The following is a 26571-nucleotide window of genomic DNA, read 5'->3' as shown; positions in this document are numbered from 1 at the left end:
CCCCCCCCCCCCCCCCCCCCCCCCCCCCCCCCCCCCCCCCCCCTCCCCCCCCCCCACCCCCCCCCCCCCCCCCCTTTCCTCCCCCCCCCCCCCCCCCCCCCCCCCCCCCCCCCGCCGCCACCATCACCATCACCATCACCACGCCACCTCACCCGCACAGGACTCCCGATGCCCAACCTCAGGGCTCTTCTCGACGACACCGCCCGCGAAGCCCCCCCCCGGCCGCACCGCCGTCGTCCGCGGTGACACCCGCACCCGCCTCAGCTACGCCGAGGCCAGCCGCGTCGCCAACCTCCTGGTCTCGCTCGGGCTTCGGCCCGGCGACAAGGTCGCGCTGCGCGGCCCGAACCTGCCCCTGTAGCCGGTCGTCCACCACGGCATCCTGCGCGCGGGCGTACACGCGTGCTTCGATGGTGCCGGACGGTCGCCGACGGAGGCGGCCCGGGCTGCGTTCGACGAGGTTCCCCGGCTGTGACCGCCTCATCGCCCTGCCGGACAGTGACGTCACAGAACTCGCGGCGCTCGCCGACCAGCCCGCGACCTTCGAGAGCACGGCGACCGAGCCGGGCGACACGGCCGTGATCCTCTACACCAGCAGCACCACCGGCCGCCCGAAGGGCGCCGAGCCCACCCACTCCAGCACGCTGCACAATGCGATGGGCGCTGCCGGGCCACCAGGACCCGAACGGCGAACCGGACTGCGCCGCCGCGCAGCGCCTGCGCGCGGCCACCTCAGGCGGCTCCGCACTGCCCGTCGAGGTCCTGCGGCGATTCCACCAGCGATTCGGGGTACGAATTCTGGAGGGCTGCCGACTGGTGTCGGGAATCCACGGCCGCGTACAAGTACCCACGCACGGTCGAATTCCGCGACGCGCCGCCGATGAACGTCACCGGCAAGATCCTCAAGCCCACCCTGCACGACGACGACGCGGTGGCTCCCGCCTCCCCGAGGTAGTGGGCACCCGGGTGCCTGCCTCGCGCGGAGGTGACGGCGCGCCATCAGCGCCCACACTCCCATGGCACCGACCGGCCTTCGTCCTGGCGCCGAGGGACTGCCGCCACGACAGCTGCGCGCCGGCCCCGGGAGGACACCCGTCCGGCCCACCCGTGTTGCCGGGCCGTGTCACGACCGGCAGGTTGCGAAGCGTGGGGGCGGCACCGGTCGCCCGGGGCGAAGGCGAGAACGGGCATGGGCGTGCTGTCGGATGATCTGCGGACTCTGGGACACGAGGCATACGTCTACCTGTATCCGCTGGTCATGATGGACGTGACCCGACGGCAGTCGGCCGCCGTGCCCGCGGACGTGCGGCCGGGCTACGGCCCTCCGAACCAGTTCCACCATCTGCGCGCCTTCCCGCCGGCGGACTTCCGCGCCGTCGTCCGGCCCAACTTCGACACCCTCTACTCCACCGCCTGGCTCGACCTGACCACCGGACCGGTCGCGCTGCATGTCACCGACACCGCCGACCGCTACTTCATGCTGCCTCTGATGGACATGTGGACCGACGTCTTCGCCACCATCGGCCAGCGCACCACCGGCACCGGCGACCAGGACTACCTCGTCGTCGGGCCCGGCCACTCCGCCCGGCCCCGGACGGGGGCGACGGTCGTGCAGGCGCCCACCCCGTACGTATGGATCATCGGGCGGACACAGACCAACGGGCCGGCCGACTACGACGCCGTCCACAAGGTCCAGGACGGCTACACGCTGACCCCGCTGGTCCCGACCGAGCACGTGCCGAGCCCCGGCGTGGACGTCGAGACCGACGCCCTCACCCTGGTCAACAAGCTCGGCGCCGTCCAGTTCTTCTCCCATGCCGCACAGGCACTGGCCGTCAATCCCCCGCACGCCGCGGACTTCTCCGTCCTGGCCCGCATCGCACGGCTGGGCATCGTCCCGGGCCGCGACTTCGAGCCAGGACGCTTCGATGCCACCGGCCTCGCAGAGCTCGAAGCCGGTGCGGCCGACGCCCGCGAGGCGATCCTCGGCTCCCTGGCCTCCTTCGGTACCGCCGCAAACGGCTGGCGGACCTCCACCGACACCATGGGTGTCTACGGCAACAGCTACTTCAAGCGCGCCGCGGTCGCCGCCGGAGGACTCGGCGCCAACCCGCCCGAGGACGCCGTCTACCCCGTCCTTGCCACCGACGCCGACGGCAACCCCGTGACCGGGGAGAATCACTACACCCTGCACTTCGACGCGGACGCCCTGCCGCCCGCCGAAGCGTTCTGGTCGGTCACCATCTACGACGCCGAAGGCTTCCAGGCCGCCAACGAGATCGACCGCTTCGCCCTGGGCGACCGCGATCCCCTCACCTACAACGCCGACGGCTCCCTCGACATCCTCGTCTCCCCTCACAACCCCGGCCCGGACCACCAGGCGAACTGGCTGCCCACCCCGCCCGGACCACTGGGAATCACGATGCGCCTGTACGCACCCCGACCCGAGGCACTCGACGGCCGCTGGAACCCGCCGCCGATCCGCAGGACCGACTCCGACGTCCACGCCGACTGACAGGCCCCTGGTCCCACCGAGCCAAGAGCGGCTGCGCGCCGCGGCCTCGCCGCTGACCCGGGCCCGGCGAGGACGACGACCCGTCGCAGCTCGAGCACGTACACCAGGCGCCGCACGCGATCACGGACGGGCTCCGCACCGATCCGACGGCAGAACGATCAGCAGGCGCAACGGCAACGGCAGCCGTTCTCGCCGTCACCTTCGTACTGCCCGCACTCCGCTTCCGTCATCACGGCTGGTCCTCCACCCTCCGGATATACGGAGTTCTGTCAGACTCCGCACACGCGGCCTTCGGCGGTTACCAGCAGTCGGGGGTCTGCCGGGAGACCCACAAGATGATGCTGGACCACTACCAGCAGACCAAGAACCTGCTGGTCAGCTACTCCCCGAAGAAGCTGGGCTTCTTCTAGAGGCACAAAAAGAGGCGCCCGACCTGGGCTTTTGCCAGTCAGGCGCCTCTCGCTCGCCCTATCGGGAGCGAGGCCGCGTTCGTATCGAAACCCCTGATTCCTCCCACCGGTGTCCCGTTCCCGACCAGCGCTTCCGGACCGGTCGCGGACCCGGACACCGATTCACCGCGCAGGCGCCTCGCCCCGGCTGACGCGGTCCCGCTCCTCGATGGACTGCTCGATGAGGCTGTTGGCCTGCTCACGGGCGTCGTCCAGGTCCAGGCCGTCCGGCCCGCGCTCCAGACGGAGCAGGGGACGGGCGCCGGGGTCGTGAGGACGGGCGCGACACGGGTGCGCGCGATCCGGGTCCCGACCACCGGATGCTGCTTCGCGTCGACCCGCAGCAGGCACCGGGGCGCCCGAGGCCGGTCTCGCTCGGATGGTCACCCTCGACCAACGGCGCGAGCGGTCGGATGACCGTGGAGGGCGACAGTCCGAGCCGCTTCGCGATCACCGGCCTCGAGATCGGACCCGCCGTGAGCACGTGAGCGAAGACGCTCGGCGCCGGTCCGCTCCGGGCGACACGCAGGGCCAGGCCCTGCCGCCGAAGGAGCCAGTCGTCCCCTTGGCGGCAGTGTCCTTCCCGGTTCTCGCCGTCAGCGCCTGGCCGGCTTCACGTTCTTGTCGACGCCGTTCACCCGCACGGCAACGGTCGCCTGCGTGGGCGCCCGGTCGGCCACGATCCGGTAGGACGTGACCTTCCCGTCCCGCCATTCGCAGCTGACCTCGTAACCTCCGCGGGCCCGCAGGCCCCTGAAGGACCCCTTGGCCTTCCATTCGCCCGGCAGTGCGGGCAGCAGCCGGATGACGCCGTCGTGGCTCTGCAGGAGCATCTCCGCCACGGCGCCCGAGATGCCGAAGTTGCCGTCCATCTGGAAGGGCGGATGGTTGCAGAACAGGTTGGGCAGCGTGTTGAACGTCAGCAGTCCGCGCAGCATGATCCCGGCGCGGTGCCCGTCGCCGAGGCGGGCGAAGAGGGCCGCCCGCCAGGGCCAGGTCCACGAGCGGCGGCTGTCGCCCGTCACCGTGGCGGCCGTGAACGGGACACCGTCCCGCTCCCCGCACCTCGCCTTGAGCGAGACCAGGGCGGCGGCCGCGAGGTCCGGCGTCCTCGTGGTGATCTGCCGGCCCGGGTAGACCGCGAAGAGGTGCGAGGTGTGGCGGTGGGTGTCGGTGGGGCTGTCGATGTCCTCCTGCCACTCCTGCAACTGTCCCCACCGCCCGATCCTGTTCGGCGCGAGGCGCGCCTGCATGTCCGCGACCTTGGCCCGGTAGGCGGGGTCCGCGCCGAGTACCGCCTCGCAGTCGAGGTAGTTCTGGAACAGGTCCCATATGATCTGCTGGTCGTACATGACCCCGTCCTCGCGCGGCCCGTGCTCGGGTGACCAGCCGTTCGGCGCGACGAGGAAGCCGTCCTCGCGTTCTTTGAGGTGTCCCTCCCAGAACGTGCAGATCTCCTTCATCATCGGGTGGGCGACGGTGCGGAGGTAGACCATGTCCTGGGTGAACGCCCAGTGCTCGTACAGGTGTTGCGCGTACCAGGCGCTCGCGACGGTGTTCCACTCCCACGCGTTGCCGCCGAAGACGCTCTGGCTGGTACGGGCGGTCCACCCCCGGGAGTCCGCGCCGAAGGCGTTGCGGGTCGCCACGCGGCTGGGGACCGCCACCTGCCGGACGAACCCGACGAGCGCCTCGTGGCACTCCGGCAGGTTCGTCGTCTCGGCTCCCCAGTAGTTCATCTGCACGTTGATGTTGGTGTGGTAGTCGGAGGCCCAGGCCGGGGCGTTGCTGTCGTTCCAGAGCCCCTGGAGGTTGGCGGGCAGCCCTCCCGGGCGCGAGGAGCTGATCAGCAGGTAACGCCCGAGGTCGAACATCGTCTGTTCGAGGGTCGGGTCCTGTCCGCCCGCCGCGTACCGTGCGAGCCGGACGGGGGTGGGGAGGGCGACGACGGCGTCACCTGTGGTGCCCCAGTCGACGGAGACACGGTTCATGAGGGCCCGCGTCCCGGCGATGTGCTCCTCGCGCAACTCGTCGTAGGACCGGGAGGCCGCCACGTCGAGCGTCCTCGCGACGACCGGTTCCGGATCGACTCCGCGCCATCCTGCGGCGGCGTCGAGCTTGTAGTCGGTGCGGGCGTCGAGCAGCAGAGTCAGACTCGTACAGCCGCTGAACCGGAGCGTCGCCCCTTCCGCGCGCACCTCTCCGTCCGCGTGCGCGACGTGGAGGGCGCACGCGTGCTTGAGACCGTTGCCCATGACGCCACGGAAGGCGATCCTCCCGGCGGTGGCGTCGACGGTGGTCGGAGCCCCCTCTTGTCCGGACGTCAGGGAGATCACTCCGGACAGCCCCCGGTCTGCGTCCGAGGTGTACCGGAAGACCATCACGTCGGCGGACCGGCTGGCGAAGGCCTCCCGCAGGGCGCGCCGCCCCGGCGTGCCGAAGCGGGTGACGTGGAGGCCCTGGGTGAAGTCCAGGGCACGCTGGTAGTCGACGAACGTGCGAAGAGTGCGGGTGTCGAGGTCCGTGCCCGCCAGGGCGACCTCCGCGATCTGGAAGCCGGTGGACGCCTTGCCGGGGGTGAAGGTGATCCGGTAGGTGCGGTAGGCCGTGGTGTTGGTGATCCGGTAGGTCCGGGTCTCACCGCGGCCGGCGAAGGACGCTCCCGGGTTCTGGGCGTCGAGGGTCACCCAGACCTGCCCGTCCCGCGACGCCTCGAACACCCACCTCCGGGGGTCGTCCTGCGAGCGGTCCGGGGCCGCCGTCAGCGCGTACGACGTGACGACGGCCGCGCGGGGCAGGTCCGCCTGCCAGACGACCGCGGGTGCGCCTCCCTCCACCCGCCAGACGGTGGCGGGATCGGCGTCCACCGAACGCGAGATGTCCTGCGCCCCTTCCTCGGCGCCCGATCCCTCGGAGTGTCCGCTCGGCGAGGACAGGTACATCGCGCCTCCCCCGACGAGGTCGACTCCGGGCAGGGCTATCTCGCTCACCTGGAAGTGGCTGACTCCGGCCTTGGGGACGAAGTCGAAGCGGTAGAAGCGGTAGGCCCCGGTGCCGCCACAGGTGAATTCCTTCGTCTGGAAGCGGCTCTCGAAAGGTGCCGCAAGAGTGCGGCTGTCCAGCGTGGTCCAGGTGGCACCATCGGAGGAGCCGGACAGCGTCCACGCCTGCGGGTCGCGCTCCGGAACGTCGTTGGCGCTCGTCAGACGGTAGGTCGCGACCGCGACGGGGTCGGGCAGCTCGACCTGCCACTGCACCTTCGCGCCCGGTCCCTCGATGCACCACTTGGTGCTCGGCGTGCCGTCGTACGTCTTGTCGACGCCCTCCGTGGAGGAGGTCCGGTACGGGCCTCCGGGCGCCGTGACCTGCGGGCGGGCGTGGAAGGTGACCACGACGTCACCGAAGTTCCGGTAGGAGCCGAAGCCGGTCATGCCAGTGTCGAAATCGCTGTCCGGCTTGCCCGCGAGGGCGTTGTCGTAGTCGTTGACCCCGCCCCACAGGCTCTGCTCGTTGAACTGGATGCGCTCCTGGTCGGGGTCGGCGAAGAGCATGGCGCCCAGTCGGCCGTTGCCGACCGGCAGGGCCTGTGACTGCCAGTCCAGGGCAGGGACGGGATACTTCAGCGCCGTACGGGAGAGGGTCGGCCACTGGAGGACCGCGGCCGCGGGGGCCGTCGCGGCTGCGGCTTGTCCGGCCGGCGTCCAGTCGGTCAGCTGAGTGATCAGAGGCGCGAGGGCGAATGCACCACCGAACTTGAGGATGCTCCGTCGCTGCGGTCGGACCTCATCGGTCATGGCAGGGGCTCCCATCCATGGAGGGGTTCTCTTGCGGGGATGTGGGGGCTCAACGGCTTTCGCCGAAGGCGTCGTCATCTTTGCGGCGCAAGAGATCCGATGTCTAGAGTCGTGCACCCACCCATGACACCCTCAACTCGGCAGCCAGACACCGCACATGGGGAGATACATCGGAGGTTTAATGCGCGCTCTCGTCCTCGATCACGACGATGTCCAGAACCCTCGGCCCGTGCACGCCCTCCACCCGGTCCAGTTCGATGTCACTGGTGGCCGAAGGTCCCGAGACCAGCGTCAGCGGTCGGTACGGGTCGAGCAGGCCGAGCGCCTCGGGCACGTCGGGGGCGATCCGGTCCGCCCTGATCACGCAGACGTGCTGGTCCGGCAGCAGGGTCAGCGCCCTGCGGCCCTGACCGGGGCCGTGGTCGAGGGCCACCGTGCCGGTGACGGCGATGCCGACGGCGACGGTGGTGACCACGGCATCCGCGGTGTCCAGTCGGCCGACCGTCAGGGGCGGCGCGTCCGCCAGCCACGTCCACGGGCCCTCCGGGAGCAGATCCGCGGGAAAACCGGGCGGCACGACCACGGACCGCGCTCCGGTACGCGCCAACGCGCGGCCGACCGCTGCCGCGGCGTCCGCCGCCGCCACCCGGACCACCTCGGCCCGGTACTCGGCGGCGCGCTCGGCGAACAGCCCGACGACGTCCGGCCCCGCGTGGTCGGCGCCGGGACCACGCGAAGGAGCGTCGTCGGGACTCTCGGAGTCCGGTACGCCGGCCAGCGCCACCCTCACCGCGCCCAGCACGGCCTCACGATCGCTCATCGTCGTTCCTTCCCTTCGGTCTCCGTACGGCCTTCGCCTCGCGTGCCCGTCCTCGTACGGCGCCACCAGGCCCGCATCGACTCCCGGGGCGGCACGGGCGTGTCCCGGGTGCCGGACCATCGGGCGAACGGCCCGGGCAGCGCGCCGATCCGGCCGTCGCGGGACAGCAGGCGGGCCCCGAGGACGACCAGCTTCTGGACGACGGCGAGCCGCCCCGGCGAGGACAGGACGGCACTCGCGGCCTTCATCGCCAGCGCCTCCTTGGTGGGCAGCAGCCGACTCCGCCGCTCGGCCTCGACGGCTTCGGCGCGCAGGTGGACCAGCACCTCCGGAATGTCGATCTTCACGGGGCAGGCGTCGTAGCAGGCACCGCACAGGGTCGAGGCGAAGGGCAGCGAGGCGGCGTTCTCGACGCCGACGAGCTGCGGGGTCAGGACGGCGCCGATCGGCCCGGGGTAGACGGAGCCGTAGGCGTGACCGCCGGTGCGCTCGTAGACCGGGCACACGTTGAGGCACGCCGAGCAGCGGATGCAGGCCAGCGCCTGACGTCCCACCTCGTCGGCCAGGGTGGCGGTACGGCCGTTGTCGAGCAGTACCAGGTGGAAGCTGCTGGGCCCGTCTCCGTCGGTGACGCCGGTCCACAGCGAGGTGTACGGGTTCATGCGCTCGCCGGTCGAGGAGCGCGGCAGCAGCTGGAGGAAGACGTCCAGATCGGCGAAGGCGGGCAGGACCTTCTCGATGCCCATGACCGTGATCAGGGTCTCCGGCAGGGTCAGGCACATCCGCCCGTTGCCCTCCGACTCCACGACCACCACCGTGCCGGTGTCGGCGGCGGCGAAGTTGGCCCCGGAGACGGCGACCTTGGCCCGGAGGAACTTCTCCCGCAGATGCAGACGGGCGGCCTCGGCGAGATCGCGCGGGTCGTCGGTGAGCGTGTCGGGTGCCGGCCTGCCCCACTCCCCCATCTCCCGTCGGAAGATCTCCCGGATCTCGGAGCGGCCACGGTGAATGGCCGGCACGAGGATGTGTGAGGGGCGGTCGTCTCCCAGCTGCACGATGAGTTCGGCGAGATCGGTCTCATAGGCGCGGATGCCGGCGTCGGCGAGCGCCTCGTTGAGTCCGATCTCCTGCGTGGCCATCGACTTGACCTTGACGACCTCACGCTCGCCGGTCGCCCGGACCAGCTCGGTCACGATGCGGTTGGCCGCCGCGGCGTCGGCGGCCCAGTGCACCGTTCCGCCCGCCGCGGTCACCGCCTCCTCCAGGCGCAGGAGGTAGTGGTCCAGGTGACGGAGCGTGTGCCCTTTGACGGCCGCGGCCGTCTCCCGCAGCTCCTCCCAGTCCTCGAGTTCGGCGGTGACCGCCAGCCGCTTGTCCCGGATGGTCCCGGTGGCCCGGCGCAGGTTCGCGCGCAACCGGGTGTCGGCGAGCGCGCCGCGCGCGGCTTCGGGAAAGGCCGGGGTGCCCAGCCAGACGACGTTGTCGGCACCGCTCACCGTACGTGTCCTTCCGTGGCGGCCAGGATCTCGGCCAGGTGCATGGTGCCGACGCCGGTGCGGAGGCGCGAGAGACCGCCGCCGATGTGCGCGAGGCACGAGTTGTCGCCGGCGCACAGGAACTCCGCGCGAGTGCCCTGGACATGGCGCATCTTGTCGGCCAGCATCGCGTTGGACACGTCCGCGTTCTTCAGCGCGAAGGTGCCGCCGAAGCCGCAGCAGGATCCGGCGTCGGGCAGTTCGACGAGGTCGATGCCCTTCACCGCGCGCAGCAACTGCAGGGGCCGGTCGCCGACCCGCAGCATGCGCAGCGAGTGGCAGGTCGCGTGGTAGGTGACGCGGTGCGGGAAGTAGGCCCCGACGTCGGTGACGCCGAGCACGTCGACGAGGAGTTCCGACAGCTCGTACACCGTCGGCACCACCCGCTCGACCGCCTCGGCGAGGGTCGGGTCCCCGTACTGGGCGGCCAGCACGCGGTGGTGGCCGCGCACCATGCCCGCGCAGGATCCGGAAGGGGCGACGACGGCGTCGTAGCCCGCGAAGACCTCGGCGAAGCGGCGCACCAGGGGCAGCGCCTCGGGGCGGTATCCGGTGTTGAAGTGCATCTGGCCGCAGCAGGTCTGGTCCTGCGGGAACTCGACGGTGTGGCCGAGGCGCTCGAGGAGTGCGGTGACCGCGCGGCCCGTCCGGGGGAACATCGTGTCGTTGAAGCAGGTGATGAAGAGGGCTATGCGCATGGTGCTTCCTTCGGCGTACCCGGGGAGCCTGTGACGGTCAGCCCGTAGGTCCGCGTGGCGGTGCCGGCGAAGACCTCGTGGCGTTCCGGCGGATCGAGCCTCGCCGTCACCGCGTGTGCGGCGCCGAGGACTTCGGCGTAGGTGGCCGCGAGACGGCAGACGGGCCAGTCGGATCCGTACATCAGCCGCTCCGGCCCGAAGGCGTCCAGGACCGTGTCGGCGTACGGCACGAGGTCGTCCGGGTTCCATGAGTCCCAGTCGGCCTCGGTGACCATGCCGGAGAGTTTGCAGACGGTGTTGGGCAGGGAGGCGAGCCGTCGGATCCGCCGGGCCCAGGGGGCGAGTTCACCGGATCCGATGGGCGGTTTGCCCAGGTGGTCGAGGACGATGGTGAGTCCCGGCAGGAGTGCGGCGGCCTCCGTCGCGGCCTCCAGCTGATGGGGCTTCACCACGAGGTCGTAGACGAGCCCGGCCTCGGCGACCGCGGCGAGACCGCGCAGCACGTCGGGGCGGGTGAGCCAGCGAGGGTCCGGTTCTCCCTGCACCTGGTGACGGATGCCGACCAGATGGTCGCCGCCCGGTCCCCCTCGCAGACTCGCGAGTGTGTCGGCGACGTCGGCGGCGGTCAGGTCGGTCCAGCCGACCACACCGGCGACCAGGTCGCTGCGCGCGGCCAGGGACAGGAATTCCGGGGTCTCCTCCGGCACGGTGATCGTCTGCACCAGCACGGTGGCGACGACTCCGGCCGCGCGGGCCTCGGGCTCCAGGTCGGCGAGGGTGAAATCGCGCCGCAGCGGCGCCAGTTCTGGCCCGGAGATCCAGTCCTGGTCGCGCACGGACAGCTGCCAGACGTGGTGGTGGGCATCGACGACGCGGAGCTCGGGGTGGAAGACGGTCACAGCTGCCACACCACCGGCAGCGAGGCGTCCGCGCCCTCGGCGGAGTAGTCGTGGGCGGCGTCCAGGAGTCCGGCCATCCGTGCCTGCCAGGCGATGTTGACGGGCAGCCTCCCGAGCGCGGCGATCATCGACGCGTAGTCGTCGACCTCGAGTGCGTGGAACAGATCGGTGCCGCTGCGCCAGATCATCCACTCGCTCACGCCTGCGGCGCGGATGGCGTCGGTCAGCTCCTCGGGCACCTCGCGGTGCGCCGCCTCGTACTCCTCCACTCGGTCGGCGCGGACCCTGGTGTGCAGGGCGACCCTCATGACTCCTCCTTCGACGGTGCGGCGTGGGGAACGGGGACACCCGCGGCGAGGAGACCCTCGGCGCGCAGTTCGTCCCACAGCGCGTCCGGGACCGGCCGGCGCAGCTGCTCCACGGTGTCGCGCACCTCCTCGGGGGACCGTGCGCCCGTGAGGACGCTCGCGACGGCAGGGTGACCGAACGGGAAGTGCAGGGCGGCGGCGCGCAGCGGGACGCCGTGGCGTTCGGTGATCTCCAGGAGCCGCAGGGCGCGGTCGAGCACCGGCTGCGGGGCGGGCGCGTAGTCGTACGTGGCACCCGGCCCGGGAGCGGTGAGCAGGCCGGAGTTGAGTACGCCTCCGATGATCACACCACGGCCGCGGGCGGCCGCCTCCGGCAGCAGTTCGCCGAGCCCGTCCTGGTCGAGCAGGGTGTAGCGGCCGGCGAGGAGGACCACGTCGATGTCGGTGTCGCGCAGGAAGCGGGCGGGCAGCGCGGACCGGTTCATCCCGACGCCGATCGCCCCGACGACGCCTTCAGCGCGCAGCCGCTCAAGCGCCGGGTACGCCTCGCGCAGGGCCTGCTCGGCGTGGTCGTCCGGGTCGTGCAGGAGGGCGAGGTCGACACGGTCGAGGCCGAGGCGGTCCAGGCTCGCCTCCAGGGAGCGCAGCACTCCGTCGGCGCTGAAGTCCCAGACGCGGCGGTGGGTCGCGGGAACGGCGAAGCCGTTGGCGAGGTCGTCGCCGCGGCGGCCCTCGGCGTCGGGCACGAGGAGGCGGCCCACTTTGGTGGAGAGGGTGTACGCGTCTCGGGGGCGGCCGTGCAGGGCCGCCCCCAGGCGCCGCTCCGACAGGCCCAGACCGTAGTGGGGTGCGGTGTCGAAGGTGCGGACGCCGGCGTCCCAGGCGGCGTCGACGGTGGCGCGGGCCGTCTCGTCGCTCACCGGCTCGTAGAGGTTGCCGAGGGCGGCGCAGCCCAGCGCCAGGCGTGAGCCCCGGAGGGCATCGCCGCCCGCGGTGGTGGTCCTCACGGGCGGACCGCCGGGCGCAGGCGCAGTCCCTGCATGCCGCCGTCGACCGCGAGTGCGGTGCCGGTGACGCTGGCCGCGGCGGGACCGGCGAGGTACACGATGGCGGCCGCCACCTCCTCGGCCGTGACCAGTCGGCCCATGGGCTGGCGGCCTTCGAGGGCGGCGCGCTCGGCCCGGGGGTCCTCGGCGGCTTCCAGGAGCCGGCCCACCCAGGGCGTGTCGGCGGTGCCGGGGTTGACGCAGTTGACCCGGATGCCCTCGCGGACGTGGTCTGCGGCCATGGCGAGGGTCAGGGACAGTACGGCGCCCTTGCTCGCGGAGTACAGGGCCCGCTGCGGCAGCCCGGCGGTGGCCGCGATGGAGCAGGTGTTGACGACGGCGGCGTGTGCGGATCGGCGCAGATGAGGCAGGGCGGCCCTGGTGGTGCGGACCATGCCGACGACATTGACGTCCAGGACGCGGTGCCACTGCTCGTCGTCGTTGTCCTCGACGGTCCCGGCGGCTCCGATGCCCGCGTTGTTGACGAGGATGTCGATCCCGCCCAGTCGCGCGGCGGCGGTGTCCACGGCCGTGCGTACCGAGGCGTCGTCCCCGACGTCGGCCTTGAGGGAGAGCACCGGTTCGGGCACGCCGGCCGGGTCGAGGTCGAGCACGGCGACCGCCGCGCCGCGCGCGGCCAGCGCGCGGGCCGTGGCCAGTCCGATGCCGGAAGCGCCGCCGGTGACGACGGCCCTGAGGCCTGACAGCTCGGTCATGCCGCGCTCTCCTGTCCGGTGCGGTCGGCGACCCAGAACGTTCCGTCCGGGTAGCGGTACTCGGCGATGGACTCCGCCCGCATGGCGGCGGAGAAGCCGGGGGCGAGCGGCGCGGCGTAGTGGCCGTCGCGTATCACCACGGGGTCGGTGAAGTGCTGGTGGAGGTGGTCGACGTATTCGATCACGCGGTTCTCCGTGGTGCCGGACAGTGCGAGGTAGTCGAACATCGACAGGTGCTGCACCAGCTCGCACAGCCCCACCCCGCCGGCGTGCGGGCAGACCGGCACACCGGACTTGGCTGCGAGCAGCAGGATCGCGAGGTTCTCGTTCACGCCTCCCACCCGGGCGGCGTCGATCTGGAGGACGTCGATGGCGCCGGCTTCCAGGAGCTGCTTGAAGACGACACGGTTCTGGACGTGCTCGCCGGTGGCGACCTTCACCGGTGTCACGGCCTTGCGGATCGTCGCGTGGCCGAGGATGTCGTCGGGGCTGGTGGGCTCCTCGATCCAGTACGGGTCGAATTCGGCGAGGGCGCCGGTCCAGTCGATCGCCTCGTTCACGTTCCACCGCTGGTTGGCGTCGATGGCGATGCGGATGCCGGCGCCGACGGCGGCGCGTGCGGTGCGCAGTCGTCGGATGTCGTCGTCGAGGTCGGCGCCGACCTTGAGCTTGATCTGGGTGAAGCCGTCCGCGACCGCCTGCCGGGCGAGCCGGGTGAGCTTGTCGTCGGAGTAGCCGAGCCAGCCCGGGGACGTGGTGTAGCCGGGGTAGCCGCGTTCCAGCAGCGCCGCCTCGCGCTCGGCGATCCCTGCGCGCCCCTCGCTGAGGAGGTGGAGGGCTTCCTCGGGTGTGAGGGCGTCGGCGATGTAGCGGAAGTCGACCTGGGAGACCAGCCACTCCGGCTCGGCGTGGGCGAGCAGCTGCCACAGCGGCTTGCCCTCGCGCTTGGCCGCGAGGTCCCACACGGCGTTGACGACGGCGCCGATCGCCATGTGCATCACGCCCTTCTCGGGGCCGAGCCAGCGCAGCTGGCTGTCTCCGATCAGGTCACGGCTGAGCGAGCCCGGGTCGGCGCACAGTTCCGCCACGGGGCGTCCCACCACGTGGTGCCGCAGCGCGTCGACGGCGGCGACCTGGACGTCGTTGCCGCGTCCGATGGTGAAGGTGAAGCCGTGTCCTTCGAGCCCGTCGGCGGCGTCGGTGCGCAGGATCAGGTAGGCGGCGGAGTAGTCGGGGTCCGGGTTCATCGCGTCCGAGCCGTCCAGCTCCCGTGAGGTCGGGAAGCGGATGTCGAAGGTGTCGACCGCGGTGATCCGGGCGGGAGTTGCAGTCACGGGGGTGCCTTTCACGCTTGGCCGAAGGTCTGGCGCTGGCCGCCGAGCCCGTCGACGGACAGCTCGACGGTGTCGCCGGGAGTCAGGAAGGGGGTGCCGGGCAGGCCGAGGGCCACGCCGGCGGGCGTGCCCGTGTTGATGACGTCGCCCGGCTCCAGGACCATGTACTGGCTGAGGTACGACACGATGTGGTCGACCGGGAAGATCATGTCGCCGGTGTGGCCGTCCTGCCGCTTCACACCGTTGACGCTCAGGTGGAGTCCGAGGTTCTGGGGGTCTCCGACCTCGTCTGCGGTGACGAGCCAGGGGCCGAGGGGGTTGAAGGTCTCGCAGGACTTGCCCAGGTCCCACTGGGGCGAGTACTCCAGTTGGAACTCGCGCTCCGACACGTCGTGGCTGACCGCGTACCCCGCGATCACGGCCCGTGCGACGGCCGGCCCGTCGAGGTAGCGCGCCCGGCGGCCGATGACGACGGCGAGTTCGACCTCCCAGTCCGTCTTCACCGAGCGGCGGGGGATCAGCACCTCGTCGTACGGGCCCACGACCGTGCCGGGGTCCTTCATGAACACGACCGGTCGCGAGGGGAGCGGCGCGCCGGTCTCGGCGGCGTGGTCCCGGTAGTTCAGGCCGACGCAGACGACCTTGCCGGGGCGGGCGACGGGAGCCCCGATGCGTAGTCCTTCCGGGTCCAGCTCGGGCAGCGATCCTTCCGCCAGCGCCGTACGAGCCCGGTCGAGACCGCCCGAGGCGAGGAAGGCGCCGTCGATGTCGGAGGCCACGGAGGAGAGGTCGAGCAGCCGGCCGTCGTCGGTGCGGACGGCGGGCCGCTCCTCCCCGGGGGCACCGACACGTAGCAGTTTCACAGGACAACTCCCTTGCCATGGCTGGTTCATCGAGGAGGTCGACCGCAGGCGTCTTCGACGGCCCGCGTCCTCAGGCTTCGGACACGGTCATCGGAGGTATGGCGGCAGCGCGACTGTAGACACAAGGAGGCGGGACCCGCAACGGATACATCCGATGTATCTCGGAACTCCAGGCCTGACGTCCGGTAAATCGTTGCGAACGGACCCTTGTCAACGTCGGCAACACCGTCGTAACGTCCTCGACGTCCGAGATACATCGGAGGAATACGAGGTGCCTCCGCATCCACTCGCCTCCGAAGCCTCGGCCACCGGCTGGACCTCGCGTGCCTTTCCCCGGGCACGGTCCCGCACGCCACGCGCCGGACCGCCCTCCGCCCGGACGGCGGGCTCGCCCTCCCCGGCAGGCGAATCCGCCTCCCACCCCCGCTCTGCGGCTCCCCCGCCCCGGCTCAGGAGAGAACACGGTCATGAAGCTCGCTCGCACCCGTTCCACCGCCACGGCAGCCGTCGCCGTCCTCGCGGCGCTGTCCCTCGCCACCGCGTGCAACCGCGAGGGCGCGGACTCCGCCAAGCCCGGCGGCGGCAAGCCCGCCATCGGCATCGACCTGCCGCGCTCCGACTCCGACTTCTGGAACTCCTACGCGCAGTACCTCAACAAGGACATCGCGTCCGGGGGCGTCCACACGCTGCCCCTGAGCAACTCGCAGAACGACGTCACCAAGCTGGTCGCCAACGTGCAGGTGTTCCAGAACACCGGGGCCAAGGCCGTCGTCATGGCGCCCCAGGACACCGGAGCCGTGGCCTCGACCCTCGACACCCTGTCGGCGGCGAAGATCCCGGTGGTCAGCGTCGACACCCGGCCGGACAAGGGCGACGTCTACATGGTGGTCCGGGCCGACAACCGGGCGTACGGCACCAAGGCCTGCGAGTTCCTCGGCAAGCGGCTGAACGGCGAGGGCAAGGTCGCCGAGCTGCAGGGCGCCCTGGACTCCATCAACGGGCGCGACCGCTCCGAGGCGTTCGCCGCGTGCATGAAGACGAAGTTCCCGAAGATCAAGGTCTTCGAGCTGCCCACCGACTGGAAGGGCGACGTGGCCTCCGCGAAGCTCCAGTCGCTGCTCGCCCAGAACCCGGATCTGAACGGCATCTACATGCAGGCCGGCGGCGTCTTCCTGCAGCCGACGCTGGCACTCCTGGAACAGAAGGGGCTGCTGAAGCCGGCCGGCGCGAAGGGCCACATCTCGATCATCTCCAACGACGGCATCCCGCAGGAGTTCGACGCGATCCGCAAGGGGCAGATCGACGCCACCGTCTCCCAGCCCGCCGACCTCTACGCCAAGTACGCGCTGTACTACGCCAAGGCAGCGACCGAGGGCAAGACCTTCCAGCCGGGTGCGACGGACCACGGCTCCACCATCGTCAAGATCCCGAACGGCCTGGAGGACCAGCTGCCCGCTCCGCTGGTGACCAAGGAGAACGTCGAGGACAAGGCCCTGTGGGGCAACAACGTCGGCTGACCGCCGACACCCGCGGTGGAGAGGGTGACATCGCCCTCTCCCCACACCGCTCCCCGCGTTCCCCAGCACCCCGGCATCCGCACACGAAGGACGGTATCCACCATGGCGGACACCGCGACCGCCCCGGCGACGGGCCCCGGGCATCCGGCCCCGGTGGCCGAGGCCACCGGCATCACCAAACGGTTCGGCGCGACCGTCGCCCTGCGCGACGCCCGCATCAGCGTCGCGGCGGGCGAGTCGCACGCCCTGGTCGGACGCAACGGCGCCGGCAAGTCGACGCTCGTGTCCGTCCTCACCGGACTCCAGCGACCCGACACCGGATCCCTGCGCTTCTCGGGCGCACCGGCACCCGCCGTCGGCGACATCGACGCCTGGCGGTCCCGCGTCGCCTGCGTCTACCAGCACTCCACGGTCATCGGTGACCTCACGGTCGCCGAGAACCTCTTCCTCAACCGGCAGAGCGCCGGACCGCTGAGGCGCATCCGATGGAAGCAGCTCCGGGTCCGCGCGGAGGAGTTGCTCGGCGAGTACGGGGTGGAAGTCGACCCCGTCGCACGGGCGAAGGACCTCACCGTCGAGCAGCGGCAGTTCGTCGAGATCGCCCGGGCACTGTCCTTCGGCGCCCGCTTCATCATCCTCGACGAACCGACCGCCAAGCTCGACGCCCGTGGCATCGGCCTCCTCTTCGACAAGCTTCGCGACCTCCAGAAGCAGGGCGTCGCCTTCCTCTTCATCTCCCACCACCTGCAAGAGGTGTACGACCTCTGCAGCACCGTCACGGTCTACCGCGACGCGGCGCACGTCCTCACCGCGCCGGTGGCCGAGCTCGGCCATCAAGCGCTGGTCGAGGCCATGACCGGCGAGTCCGCCTCCGTCACGCCCGTGACCGAGGGCAGGGCTCCGGCGGTGACGGCCGACTCGGCGGAGCTGCTGACGATCGACGCGCTGACGCTGCCCGGTGCCTGTGAGGAGCTGTCGCTCTCGGTCCGCTCGGGCGAGGTGGTGGGGCTCGCCGGTTCAGCGGCCAGCGGCAACGTGCAGGTGGGCGAGGCCGTCGCCGGTCTGCATCGCGCCAGGGGCGGCAGGATCTCGGCCGGCGGCAGGACCGTACGCAGCGGCAGCGTGCCGTCCGCCCTCGCCGCCGGGGTCGGTCTGGTACCCGAGGACCGCCATCTCCAGGGGTTGGTGAACGATCGCAGCGTGGCGGAGAACGCGACGCTCACCGTCACCGATCAGCTCGGCCCGTTCGGCACGGTCCTGCCCTCCCGGACGAAGGTCTTCGCCCAGCGCATGATCCGGGATCTCGACATCAAGACCCCCGGCGCCACCACCCCCGTCTCCGCCCTCTCCGGTGGCAACCAGCAGAAGGTCGTGGTCGCGCGCGCCCTCGCCACCGACCCCCGCGTCCTGGTGGCCATCCGGCCCACGAACGGTGTCGACGTCAAGTCCAAGGAGTTCCTGCTCGGCAGGATCCGACAGGTCGCCGACAGCGGCAAGGCCGCGCTGATCGTCTCCGACGAGCTCGACGACCTCAAGGCGTGCGACCGGGTCGTCGTCATGTTCCACGGAAGGGTGGTCGCCGAGTTCCCGCGCGGCTGGAAGGACGAGGACGTCGTCGCCGCGATCGAGGGCGTCGCCGCCCCCGGCACCGCATCCCCTGCGTCCGGCACCGACAAGCACGGAAGGTAGTCATGTCCGCCACCACAGATCTCACCGAGCCCGCGACGAGCGCGACGGAGCCGGCCGCAGCGGACCCCGTGCGTCGCCGCGTCGACCTCGGCCGCTTCCGCGAGCTGTCCCTCGTCCCCGCCATCCTGGTGCTCGGCCTGATCGGATTCATCGTCTCGCCGGCCTTCCTCACCGTCGACAACCTCATCGGCGTCGCCCAGCAGTCCACCGAGCTGAGCCTGCTCGTCCTCGCCACGACGTTCATCCTGATCTGCGGGCGGATGGACCTCTCCCTGGAGTCGACCATCGGTGTCGCTCCCCTCGTCGCCGTCTGGCTGGTCCTGCCCACCAGCGGAGGCCGGTTCAGCGGTCTCGGGCTCCTTCCCGAGTGGACGGCCGTACCCCTGTGCCTGCTCGTCGGCGCGCTGATCGGCGCCGTCAACGGATTCCTGATCCTCAAGCTGCGCCTCAACGGCTTCATCGTGACGCTGGGGGCCCTCACCCTGCTGCGCGGCCTCCAGGTCGCGCTGTCCGAGGGCCAGTCCATCATCGACCTGCCGCCGTCGTTCACCTATCTGGGCAAGGCGTCCTGGCTCGGCGTACCCGCCGCGATCTGGGTCTGCGCGGCGCTGTTCGCCATCGGTGGCAGCGCGCTGGCCTGGCTGCGGCACGGCCGGGCCCTCTACGCGATCGGCGGCAACCCCGAGGCGGCCCGCACCGCCGGCATCCGCGTCGAACGGACCGTGTGGATCGCCCTCGTCGTCGGCGGTGTGCTCGCCGCGTTCGCCGGCATCCTCTACAGCGGCCACTACGGCTCCATCTCCGCGACCCAGGGCAGCGGCTGGATCTTCCAGGTGTTCGCGGCGACCGTCATCGGCGGCGTGAGCCTCAACGGCGGCAAGGGGTCGGTCTTCGGTGCCCTGACGGGTGTACTGACCCTCCAGCTCGTCGTCAACGTCATGACGCTGGCGGGGGTACCGCCCCTGTGGAACCAGTTCCTCAACGGCCTCATCATCATTGTCGCCCTGGTCATCTCCCGCTTCGCCTCCGGCGAGAAGCAGGAATAGCCTCACCCCACGAACGGCTCCGCCCGACCCCGCAGCGGGCGGAGCCGCCACCCCGTACACACCCGGCTTGGAGACACACGCGTGGCACTGACCGACGAGGCCATCGACAAGATCAAGGCGATGATCGTCACCGGCGAACTCGCACCCGGTTCCCGCCTTCCGAAGGAAGAGGTCCTCGCCGAACAGCTCGGCCTGTCCCGCAGCTCGCTGCGCGAGGCCGTCCGGGCTCTGACCGCCATGCGCATCCTGATCACCCGGCAGGGCGACGGCACGTACGTCTCCAGCCTGGAGCCCCACCTGCTGCTCGAAAGCCTCTCGTTCGCGGCCGACGTCTCCCAGGGACAGACCGCCCTGCAGCTGCTCCAGGTCCGCAGGCTTCTCGAACCGCAGGCCACCGGACTCGCCGCCGCCCTGCTGCAACCGGACGATCTGACGGAACTGCGTCACCTCCTCGACCAGTGCCGCTCCGCGGCCACCGTCGAGGAGTTCGTCGCCCACGACATCGCCTTCCACCTCAGGATCGTCGAAGCCGTCGGCAACCCGGTGCTGTCCATGCTGCTGTCCGTGCTCTCCACCCGTACCCAGCGCGTGCGCATCATGCGCGGCAGCCGGACCAGCCACGCCCTGGAGAACGCCCACAAGGACCACGAGGAGATCCTCCGCGCACTGGAGGCACGGGACACGCTGCTCGCCGTTTCCACCGCGACCACTCACATCAGCGCCGTCGAGCAGTGGCTGGCCGACAGCCTGGACGACGACTCGCTGGGATCCATCGACGACTGAGCGGCCGCTTCGAGCGCCGCCCCGCACCTCAATCAAACATAATCAAACTGACATGTCTACTTCCGGACAATCACCATCCTTAACTTCCAACAGAGTCACACACGGCCTACCGTAACCGCGCACCCTGACGTGAGCGTGACAGATCATCACGCGAGGAGTACGGAGGAAGAACGTAACGATGCGTCACCTTCTCACCCGCACCACCAGGGCCCGAGGGGCCCTGACAGCGCTGGTCGCCGTCACGCTGCTGGGGGCCGCGGGGCTCGCCACACCGGCCACAGCCGACACCCGGGCCGCCGCCTCCGTGACGGGCGACGGACTCGCCCTCACCCCGCCCATGGGCTTCAACAACTGGAACTCCACCCACTGCCGTGCCGAGTTCAACGAGGCCATGGTCAAGGGGATCGCCGACATATTCGTCGAGAGGGGCCTCAAGGACGCCGGATACCGGTACGTCAACATCGACGACTGCTGGGCACTGCCCGAGCGCGACGCCGACGGCAAGCTGGTGCCCGACCCGGCCCGATTCCCCCACGGCATCAAGGCCGTCGCCGACTACGTCCATTCCAAGGGGCTGAAGTTCGGCATCTACACCAGCGCCGGCACCAGGACCTGCGACGGCAGCGGCTTCCCCGGCGCGCTGGGCCACGAGTACAGCGACGCACGGCAGTTCGCCGACTGGGGCGTCGACTACTTGAAGTACGACAACTGCAACAACCAAGGCGTGGACGCCAAGGGGCGCTACCTCACGATGCGCGACGCCCTCAGGGCCACCGGCCGACCGATCGTCTACAGCATCTGCGAGTGGGGCGAGAACAAGCCCTGGGAGTGGGCCGGCGACGTGGGCCAGCTCTGGCGCACCACCTACGACATCAACGACAGCTGGGGCAGCATGCTGTCGATCATGAAGCAGAACCTGCCGCTCTCGCGGTACGCGGGCCCCGGCCGCTGGAACGATCCCGACATGCTGGAGGTCGGCAACGGCGGCATGACGGACACCGAGTACCGCTCCCACTTCTCGATGTGGTCGATGATGGCCTCACCGCTGCTCATAGGGTCCGACCTGCGCAAGGCCACCCCGGCCACCCTCGAGATCCTCGCCAACCGCGAGGTCATCGCCGTCGACCAGGACCCCCTCGGCAAGCAGGGCGTCGTCCTGTCCTCCTCGTCGGGCGGCTGGGTCGTCGTCAAGGAACTCGCGGACGGCAGCCGCGCCGTCGCCCTGTTCAACGAGACCGACTCCGCCCAGCGCATCGGCACCACGGCGCGCGCGGCAGGCCTGCCGGACGCCGACGCCTACACCGTGCGCGACCTGTGGCAGCACACCACCACCAACACCGCCGGCACCGTCTCCGCAACCGTTCCCGCCCACGGCACGGTGATGCTGCGCCTCTCCGTCGACGACACGTGGGCGTCGTACCCGCCGGCGGTCGAAACCGCCCTCGACGCCGCTCCGCTCCTCGAAGCCGACAAGACCACGGAGTTGACCACCACGGTCACCGACCTCGGCCGGACCCCCGCGCGGGACCTCTCCGTGGCGCTCACCGGTCCGGCCGGCTGGCGGATCGAGGCGGCCACGCCCCACACCGACGGTACGGTTCCGACGGGTGCCTCGCTGGCGACCACGTGGCGGCTCACGGCGCCGGCGGGCACGCCCACCGGGGTGTACGCCCTCACGCTGACCGCGGACTACCGCTCGCCGCTGGGCGTCACCGCACGGTCCGTACTGCCCGTCCGGACCCAGGTGGTGGTCGCACCTCCCGCCGGGACGTCGTACCTGAGCGACCTGCCCTGGCTCGCGGCCGCCAACGGCTGGGGACCGGTGGAACGCGACGCCGCCAACGGCGAGAACCAGGCCGGTGACAGCGGCCCGCTCACCATCGGCGGCACGGTCTTCGCCAAGGGGCTCGGAGCGCACGCCCACAGCGACGTCGAGTTCTACACCGGCAGCGCCTGTACGACCGTGAGCGCCCGGGTCGGCCTCGACGACGAGTCCGGCGCCCACGGAACGGTCGCCTTCGAGATCTGGGCCGACGGCCGCAAGGCCGCGTCGACGGACGTCCTCACGAACGCCGCTCCCGCACAGCCGCTCAAGGCCGACATCACGGGCGCGCGGACCGTGCACCTGGTGGTCACCGACGGCGGGGACGGCATCGACTACGACCACGCCGACTGGGCGGACGCGAAGCTGGGCTGCTGACGGCCGCCGATGATGCGGTGAGGGACGCGGGGCCGTCGGTGCGCAGGCACCGGCGGCCCCGTCACCCTTCGTCGACCGGCCCCTGGAAGCGGCGCGCGTGGCGGTCGCAGTAGGCGCGCAGCCCCTCGACGAGGTCGTGGATGGCCGAGCGGGCGTAGTGGTCGGGGTCCCATCCCGCGTACAAAGGGACGGTCAGCAGACCCTCGGGCGTGCGCACGGTCAGTTCGGCGAGGCCGAAGCGGGTGTCGTCGGTGACCAGGCAGACGCCGCGGCCGGCGGCGGCGAGTGCCTGGGCGAAGGCCGAGGAGCCGGTCTCCGTGACAGCCGTGAGCGAGAGGCCCGCGCGGACGACCGCCTCGTCGAGGACCAGCCGGGTCATGTTGGTGCGGGTCATCAGGATCAGCGGTTCGGTGACCAGCTCGGCGAGGGCGATCTCGGTGCGGCCGCTCCAGGGGTGGCCGCCCGGCACCTGTGCGAGGACCGGCAAGCGTCCGAGGAACGCCGACTCCAGCGGCGCGGGGGCGGGGATGGTGGAGATGCCCAGGTCGGCGTCGCTGCGCAACAAGGTGTCGAAGACCTTGCTGGGCTCCTCCGGGAGGGCGTCGCGGAGTGCGGGACCCCCGGGCCCCGCGCCGGCCATGAAGGGGGCGAGCAGGTGCGCGACCGTGGTGGGAGACGCCACCACCGTGAGTGCCACGGGCTCGTCCCGGCCGACGGCGGCCATCGTCTCGGCTGCCTGCTCGGCGCGGCGCACCAGGTCCTGGGCGATGGGGCGGAAGCGGCGGCCGGCGGCGTTCAGGGTCAGCGAGCCCGGTCGGCGGGTGAACAGACTGACACCCAAGTCCTTCTCCAGGGCGCCCAGTTGGCGCGAGAGAGAAGGCTGCGCGACATGCACCCGCCGGGCCGCGGCGGTGACCGACTCCGCCTCGGCGACGGCGAGGAAGTACCGCAACACCCTTAGTTCCATGACGTCCTCCAGGGGCCTCGACGGACCGGCCCATGCCTCGCAGGCATGGGATCGCTAGCCATCAAGTATTAGACGGCATGAGTGGCCGAATTCAGACTATGGCTGTCCCCGATTCACCGTCTGGCTCACCGTCCGCCGGAGGCTCCATGAACGTCACTCCCCCGCCCGCCACCGCGGGTGGAACCCGTGCTTCGCACCAGGCCCGGCGCGCCGGTCTCGCCTCGTTCGTCGGCACGGCCATCGAGTGGTACGACTTCTTCATCTACGGCACGGCCTCCGCGCTGGTCTTCGGGAAGCTGTTCTTCCCCGAGGTGTCTCCGGCCGCGGGCGTGCTCGCCTCCTTCGCGACCTTCTGGGTCGGCTTCCTGGCCCGTCCGCTCGGCGGCGTCATTTTCGGCCACTTCGGTGACCGGATGGGCCGCAAGGGCACGCTGGTCACCACCCTGGTGCTGATGGGCGAGGCCACCTTCCTGGTCGGCGTGCTGCCGACGTACGCGCAGATCGGGGTCGCCGCGCCGCTGCTGCTGGCGCTGCTGCGCGCCGTCCAGGGCATCGCCGTGGGCGGCGAGTGGGGCGGCGCCGTCCTCATGGCGTCGGAGAGCGCTCCGAAGGGCCGGGGCTCCTTCTACGCCATGATGGTGCAGCAGGGCTCCCCGGCGGGAGCGATCCTGTCGACGCTGGTCTTCCTCAGCGTGACCACCCTCGACGACGCCGCCTTCCTCTCGTGGGGCTGGCGCGTGCCGTTCCTGCTGTCGGGTCTGCTCGTCGTGGTCGGCCTCGTGATCCGTCTGCAAGTCGAGGAGTCGAAGGACTTCGAGCGCGTCAAGGACAGCGGCGAGGTGGTGAAGCTGCCGATCGCCGAGGTGCTGCGCACCGACTGGCGGACCGTGCTGCTCGGCATCGGCGCCTCGGTCATGGGCATCTCCTCCGCGTACTTCACCAACACGTTCGTACTGGCCTGGACCACCAACGAGCTCCACATGGACCGGCAGACGATGCTGTACGTCCTGCTCGCCTGCGCCGTCGTGCAGTTCTTTTGGCAGCCGTGCGGCGCGCTGATCGCCGAGCGGGTCGGCGAGACCCGGTTCATGGTCGTCTCGCTGCTCGCCAACGTCGTCGTCACGATCCCGATGTTCCTGCTGATCGGCAGCGCGCAGCCGCTTCTCGTGTTCTGCGGCATCGCGCTCGCCGTCGTCTGCGGCGCCGGGTACTACGCCGTCCTCGCAGGCTTCCTCGCCCGAGCCTTCCCCTCCCGGGTCCGCTACACCGGCATCTCGCTCTCGTACCAGCTCTGCTCGACCCTCATCGGCGGTACGACCCCGCTGATCGCCCAGTCCGTGCTGACGTCCGGCGGGGGCTCCATCTGGCCCGTGGCCGGGTTCTACACGGTCCTGCTGCTGGTCACGACCGTGTGCGTCGCGGTGCTCGGCCGGTCCGGCGACCGGCGCGAGGCCCCGGCGCCGCGCGTTCCCGCGGCGGTCTGACCACCGCCGCACCCAGTCCCCGGCGGTCGCCGCTTCCCTCACCCCCACCGTGAGCGGCGGCCGCCGGTTCCACTCGTTTCGAAGGAGTTGCCCCGTGCGCCTCGACGCCGTTTTCCGCAACGGACGATTCACCACCCTCGACCCGGACCGTCCCACGGCCCACTCCCTCGGCGTTCTGGGCGGCCGGATCGTCGCCGTCGACGAGGACCTGAGCGGCTGCACCGCCGACACGGTCGTCGACCTCGGCGGCGCGCACGCGGTGCCCGGCTTCAACGACGCGCACCACCACCTCAGCATGGTCGGCGAGCGGCGGCGCCGGCTGGACGTCTCCGCCGGCGTCGCGCCCTACCTCGACGCGCTCTACCGGGCGGTCGCCGAGCGGGCGGGCACGCTGCCCGCCGACGCCTGGGTGGTGGGCGCGGGCTACGACCAGAACAAGACCGGCGCCCATCCGACGGCCGAGGCGCTCGACCGCGCCGCCCAGGGCCGTCCGGTCTGGCTGGTGCACACCTCGGGCCACATGGCCGTGGCCAGCACGGAGGCGTTCGCCCGCGCCGGCTTCACCGATCTCGCCGCCGTCCCGGACGTGCCCGGCGGTGTGGTCGTACGCGATGCGGACGGACGCGCGGCGGGCCTCCTCAAGGAGGCCGCGATGCGACCGGTCGAGCGGGTGCTCCGCCCCCTGCCCGCCGCGGAGTGGATCGCCAACATCGCCGAAGGATCGCGGGCCGCCCTCGCCGTCGGCCTGACCAGCGTGACCGAGCCGGGCATCGGCGTCGTCGGCCTCATCGGGAACGGGCCCGCCGACCTGGACGCCTTCATGCGCGCCCGGGAGCGGGCGCTGCTCGACGTACGGATGACACTCATGCCGTACATCACCGCGCTGCACGACTGCGGCGTCTTCGAGCCCGGCGCCGGCTGGTACGGCCTCGACCTGGGGCTGCGGACGGGCTTCGGCGACGAGTGGCTGCGCATCGGGCCGACGAAGATCCTCTCCGACGGGTCGCTGATCGGCCGCTCGGCCGCGATGTGCTGCGATTACCACGACACCCCCGGCAACAGCGGCCTGCTCGCCTTCGAGCGCGGGCAGCTGCGCCGGTACATCGTGGAGGCTCACCGCTGCGGCTGGCAGGTCGCCACGCACGCGATCGGCGACGCGGCCCTGGACGTCGCCCTGGACGCGTACGAGGAGGCGGGCCGGTCGTACCCACGCGCCGACGTGCGGCACCGGATCGAGCACGCGGGCGTGGCGAGCGACGCGCAGGTCGCCCGGATCGCGGAGCTCGGCCTGATCCCCGTACCGCAGGGCCGGTTCCTGTCGGAGACGGGTGACGGGCTGCTGGCCGCGCTGGGCCCCGAACGGGGGAAACTCGCCTACCGGATGCGGTCGTTCCTGGACGCCGGCGTGGTGCTGCCCGGCTCCTCGGACGCGCCCGTGGTCGCCTCCGACCCGCTGCTGAGCATCCACGACATGGTGAACCGGCGTACGGCCTCGGGCGCGCCGATCGGTCCGGACGAGGCGGTGACGGCCCGGGAGGCGCTGTACGCGTACACGGTCGGTTCGGCGTACGCGGTGCACGAGGAGCAGGTCAAGGGCACTCTCGCCGGGGGCATGCTCGCCGACTTCACGGTCCTGAGCGACGACCTGCTGGGCGTGCCCGCCGACCGCATCGGAGAGCTGACCGTGGGGGCCACCGTCGTAGGCGGTCGCATCGCCCATGACACCGGAGCCCTGAAGGTCTCCTGACCGGCTCGCTCCCCGCAAAGGCCGACACGCCGACGCGACGACGCGGGGGGGGGGGGGGGGGGGGGGGGGGGGGGGTTCTTGAGGGGTTACGGGGGGGGGCACCACCCGGGTGTCCCACCAGGTTCATGACCACGCACCAACCCGTTTGTGGTTGTGTGTTA

21 protein-coding genes are annotated in these 26571 nt (G+C 71.2%); 9 read left to right on the top strand and 12 right to left on the bottom strand.

Annotation, left to right across the window (positions count from 1 at the left end; genetic code table 11):
• Positions 1–124 (bottom strand): hypothetical protein (locus ACZ7HT_RS35895; protein ID WP_471173817.1); only part of this gene is annotated, 124 nt, incomplete at its 3' end.
• Between the two features lie 286 nt (positions 125–410).
• Here ACZ7HT_RS35895 and ACZ7HT_RS35890 point away from each other — a divergent pair.
• Together ACZ7HT_RS35890 and ACZ7HT_RS35885 are read left to right on the top strand one after the other, a co-directional pair.
• Positions 411–884: an AMP-binding protein gene (locus tag ACZ7HT_RS35890; RefSeq protein ID WP_471173778.1), complete on the top strand. Its 474-nt coding sequence runs from the start codon at positions 411–413 to the stop codon at positions 882–884.
• A gap of 305 nt (positions 885–1189) precedes the next feature.
• Positions 1190–2515 carry a DUF1254 domain-containing protein gene (locus ACZ7HT_RS35885; RefSeq protein WP_471173775.1) on the top strand — a complete coding sequence of 442 codons (1326 nt, stop codon included), beginning with the start codon at positions 1190–1192 and terminating at the stop codon, positions 2513–2515.
• Between the two features lie 1045 nt (positions 2516–3560).
• Here ACZ7HT_RS35885 and ACZ7HT_RS35880 read toward each other — a convergent pair.
• From ACZ7HT_RS35880 to ACZ7HT_RS35835, 10 genes are all read right to left on the bottom strand, one after another.
• A complete protein-coding gene (locus tag ACZ7HT_RS35880; RefSeq protein WP_471173772.1) occupies positions 3561–6758 on the bottom strand; it encodes a glycosyl hydrolase family 95 catalytic domain-containing protein in 3198 nt (1065 codons plus the stop codon).
• 178 nt (positions 6759–6936) lie between these two features.
• A complete protein-coding gene (locus ACZ7HT_RS35875) occupies positions 6937–7578 on the bottom strand; it encodes a LutC/YkgG family protein (RefSeq protein ID WP_471173770.1) in 642 nt (213 codons plus the stop codon).
• Complete coding sequence (locus ACZ7HT_RS35870; RefSeq protein ID WP_471173769.1) at positions 7575–9074, bottom strand: LutB/LldF family L-lactate oxidation iron-sulfur protein; 1500 nt, start codon at positions 9072–9074, stop codon at positions 7575–7577. Before ACZ7HT_RS35870 ends, ACZ7HT_RS35875 begins: the two co-directional genes overlap by 4 nt.
• On the bottom strand, positions 9071–9811 hold the full coding sequence (locus ACZ7HT_RS35865) for a (Fe-S)-binding protein (protein ID WP_471173767.1): 741 nt from the start codon (positions 9809–9811) through the stop codon (positions 9071–9073). Before ACZ7HT_RS35865 ends, ACZ7HT_RS35870 begins: the two co-directional genes overlap by 4 nt.
• The gene (locus ACZ7HT_RS35860) at positions 9802–10719 is read right to left on the bottom strand and encodes an amidohydrolase family protein (RefSeq protein ID WP_471173765.1); all 918 of its coding nucleotides are present in this window, start codon (positions 10717–10719) and stop codon (positions 9802–9804) included. Before ACZ7HT_RS35860 ends, ACZ7HT_RS35865 begins: the two co-directional genes overlap by 10 nt.
• The gene (locus ACZ7HT_RS35855; RefSeq protein WP_471173764.1) at positions 10707–11018 is read right to left on the bottom strand and encodes an L-rhamnose mutarotase; all 312 of its coding nucleotides are present in this window, start codon (positions 11016–11018) and stop codon (positions 10707–10709) included. Before ACZ7HT_RS35855 ends, ACZ7HT_RS35860 begins: the two co-directional genes overlap by 13 nt.
• Complete coding sequence (locus tag ACZ7HT_RS35850) at positions 11015–12025, bottom strand: aldo/keto reductase (RefSeq protein ID WP_471173762.1); 1011 nt, start codon at positions 12023–12025, stop codon at positions 11015–11017. Before ACZ7HT_RS35850 ends, ACZ7HT_RS35855 begins: the two co-directional genes overlap by 4 nt.
• A complete protein-coding gene (locus ACZ7HT_RS35845; protein WP_471173761.1) occupies positions 12022–12780 on the bottom strand; it encodes an SDR family NAD(P)-dependent oxidoreductase in 759 nt (252 codons plus the stop codon). Before ACZ7HT_RS35845 ends, ACZ7HT_RS35850 begins: the two co-directional genes overlap by 4 nt.
• Positions 12777–14114 carry an L-fuconate dehydratase gene (locus ACZ7HT_RS35840; protein WP_471173759.1) on the bottom strand — a complete coding sequence of 446 codons (1338 nt, stop codon included), beginning with the start codon at positions 14112–14114 and terminating at the stop codon, positions 12777–12779. The genes ACZ7HT_RS35845 and ACZ7HT_RS35840 overlap by 4 nt, the downstream gene beginning before the upstream one ends.
• 11 nt (positions 14115–14125) lie before the next feature.
• Positions 14126–14977: a fumarylacetoacetate hydrolase family protein gene (locus ACZ7HT_RS35835; protein ID WP_471173757.1), complete on the bottom strand. Its 852-nt coding sequence runs from the start codon at positions 14975–14977 to the stop codon at positions 14126–14128.
• A 467-nt stretch (positions 14978–15444) separates the two neighbouring features.
• Between ACZ7HT_RS35835 and ACZ7HT_RS35830 the strand changes: the two genes are divergently transcribed.
• The 5 genes from ACZ7HT_RS35830 (at position 15445) to ACZ7HT_RS35810 (ending at position 22212) form a co-directional block, all read left to right on the top strand.
• The gene (locus ACZ7HT_RS35830) at positions 15445–16494 is read left to right on the top strand and encodes a sugar ABC transporter substrate-binding protein (protein ID WP_471173755.1); all 1050 of its coding nucleotides are present in this window, start codon (positions 15445–15447) and stop codon (positions 16492–16494) included.
• A 102-nt stretch (positions 16495–16596) separates the two neighbouring features.
• Positions 16597–18183: a sugar ABC transporter ATP-binding protein gene (locus tag ACZ7HT_RS35825; RefSeq protein WP_471173754.1), complete on the top strand. Its 1587-nt coding sequence runs from the start codon at positions 16597–16599 to the stop codon at positions 18181–18183.
• 2 nt (positions 18184–18185) lie between these two features.
• On the top strand, positions 18186–19229 hold the full coding sequence (locus tag ACZ7HT_RS35820) for an ABC transporter permease (protein ID WP_471173752.1): 1044 nt from the start codon (positions 18186–18188) through the stop codon (positions 19227–19229).
• Between the two features lie 81 nt (positions 19230–19310).
• Entirely contained in the window at positions 19311–20012 is a 702-nt protein-coding gene (locus ACZ7HT_RS35815; RefSeq protein WP_471173750.1) for a FadR/GntR family transcriptional regulator, read from the top strand.
• 178 nt (positions 20013–20190) lie between these two features.
• Positions 20191–22212: an NPCBM/NEW2 domain-containing protein gene (locus ACZ7HT_RS35810; protein ID WP_471173748.1), complete on the top strand. Its 2022-nt coding sequence runs from the start codon at positions 20191–20193 to the stop codon at positions 22210–22212.
• Between the two features lie 61 nt (positions 22213–22273).
• On the opposite strand, the gene ACZ7HT_RS35805 is transcribed toward ACZ7HT_RS35810, so the two are convergent.
• Positions 22274–23179 carry a LysR family transcriptional regulator gene (locus tag ACZ7HT_RS35805; protein ID WP_471173745.1) on the bottom strand — a complete coding sequence of 302 codons (906 nt, stop codon included), beginning with the start codon at positions 23177–23179 and terminating at the stop codon, positions 22274–22276.
• 146 nt (positions 23180–23325) lie between these two features.
• Between ACZ7HT_RS35805 and ACZ7HT_RS35800 the strand changes: the two genes are divergently transcribed.
• Together ACZ7HT_RS35800 and ACZ7HT_RS35795 are read left to right on the top strand one after the other, a co-directional pair.
• Positions 23326–24663, top strand: coding sequence for an MFS transporter (locus tag ACZ7HT_RS35800; RefSeq protein WP_471173743.1), 1338 nt, complete (start codon positions 23326–23328; stop codon positions 24661–24663).
• Positions 24664–24757: 94 nt separating this feature from the next.
• Entirely contained in the window at positions 24758–26410 is a 1653-nt protein-coding gene (locus ACZ7HT_RS35795) for an amidohydrolase (protein WP_471173741.1), read from the top strand.
• The last annotated feature ends 161 nt before the right edge of the window (positions 26411–26571 follow it).

This window comes from Streptomyces sp. NPDC037410, assembly GCF_055602235.1.
Note: the sequence above shows the minus strand (reverse complement) of the source record. Positions and strands in the feature narration are given on the sequence as shown.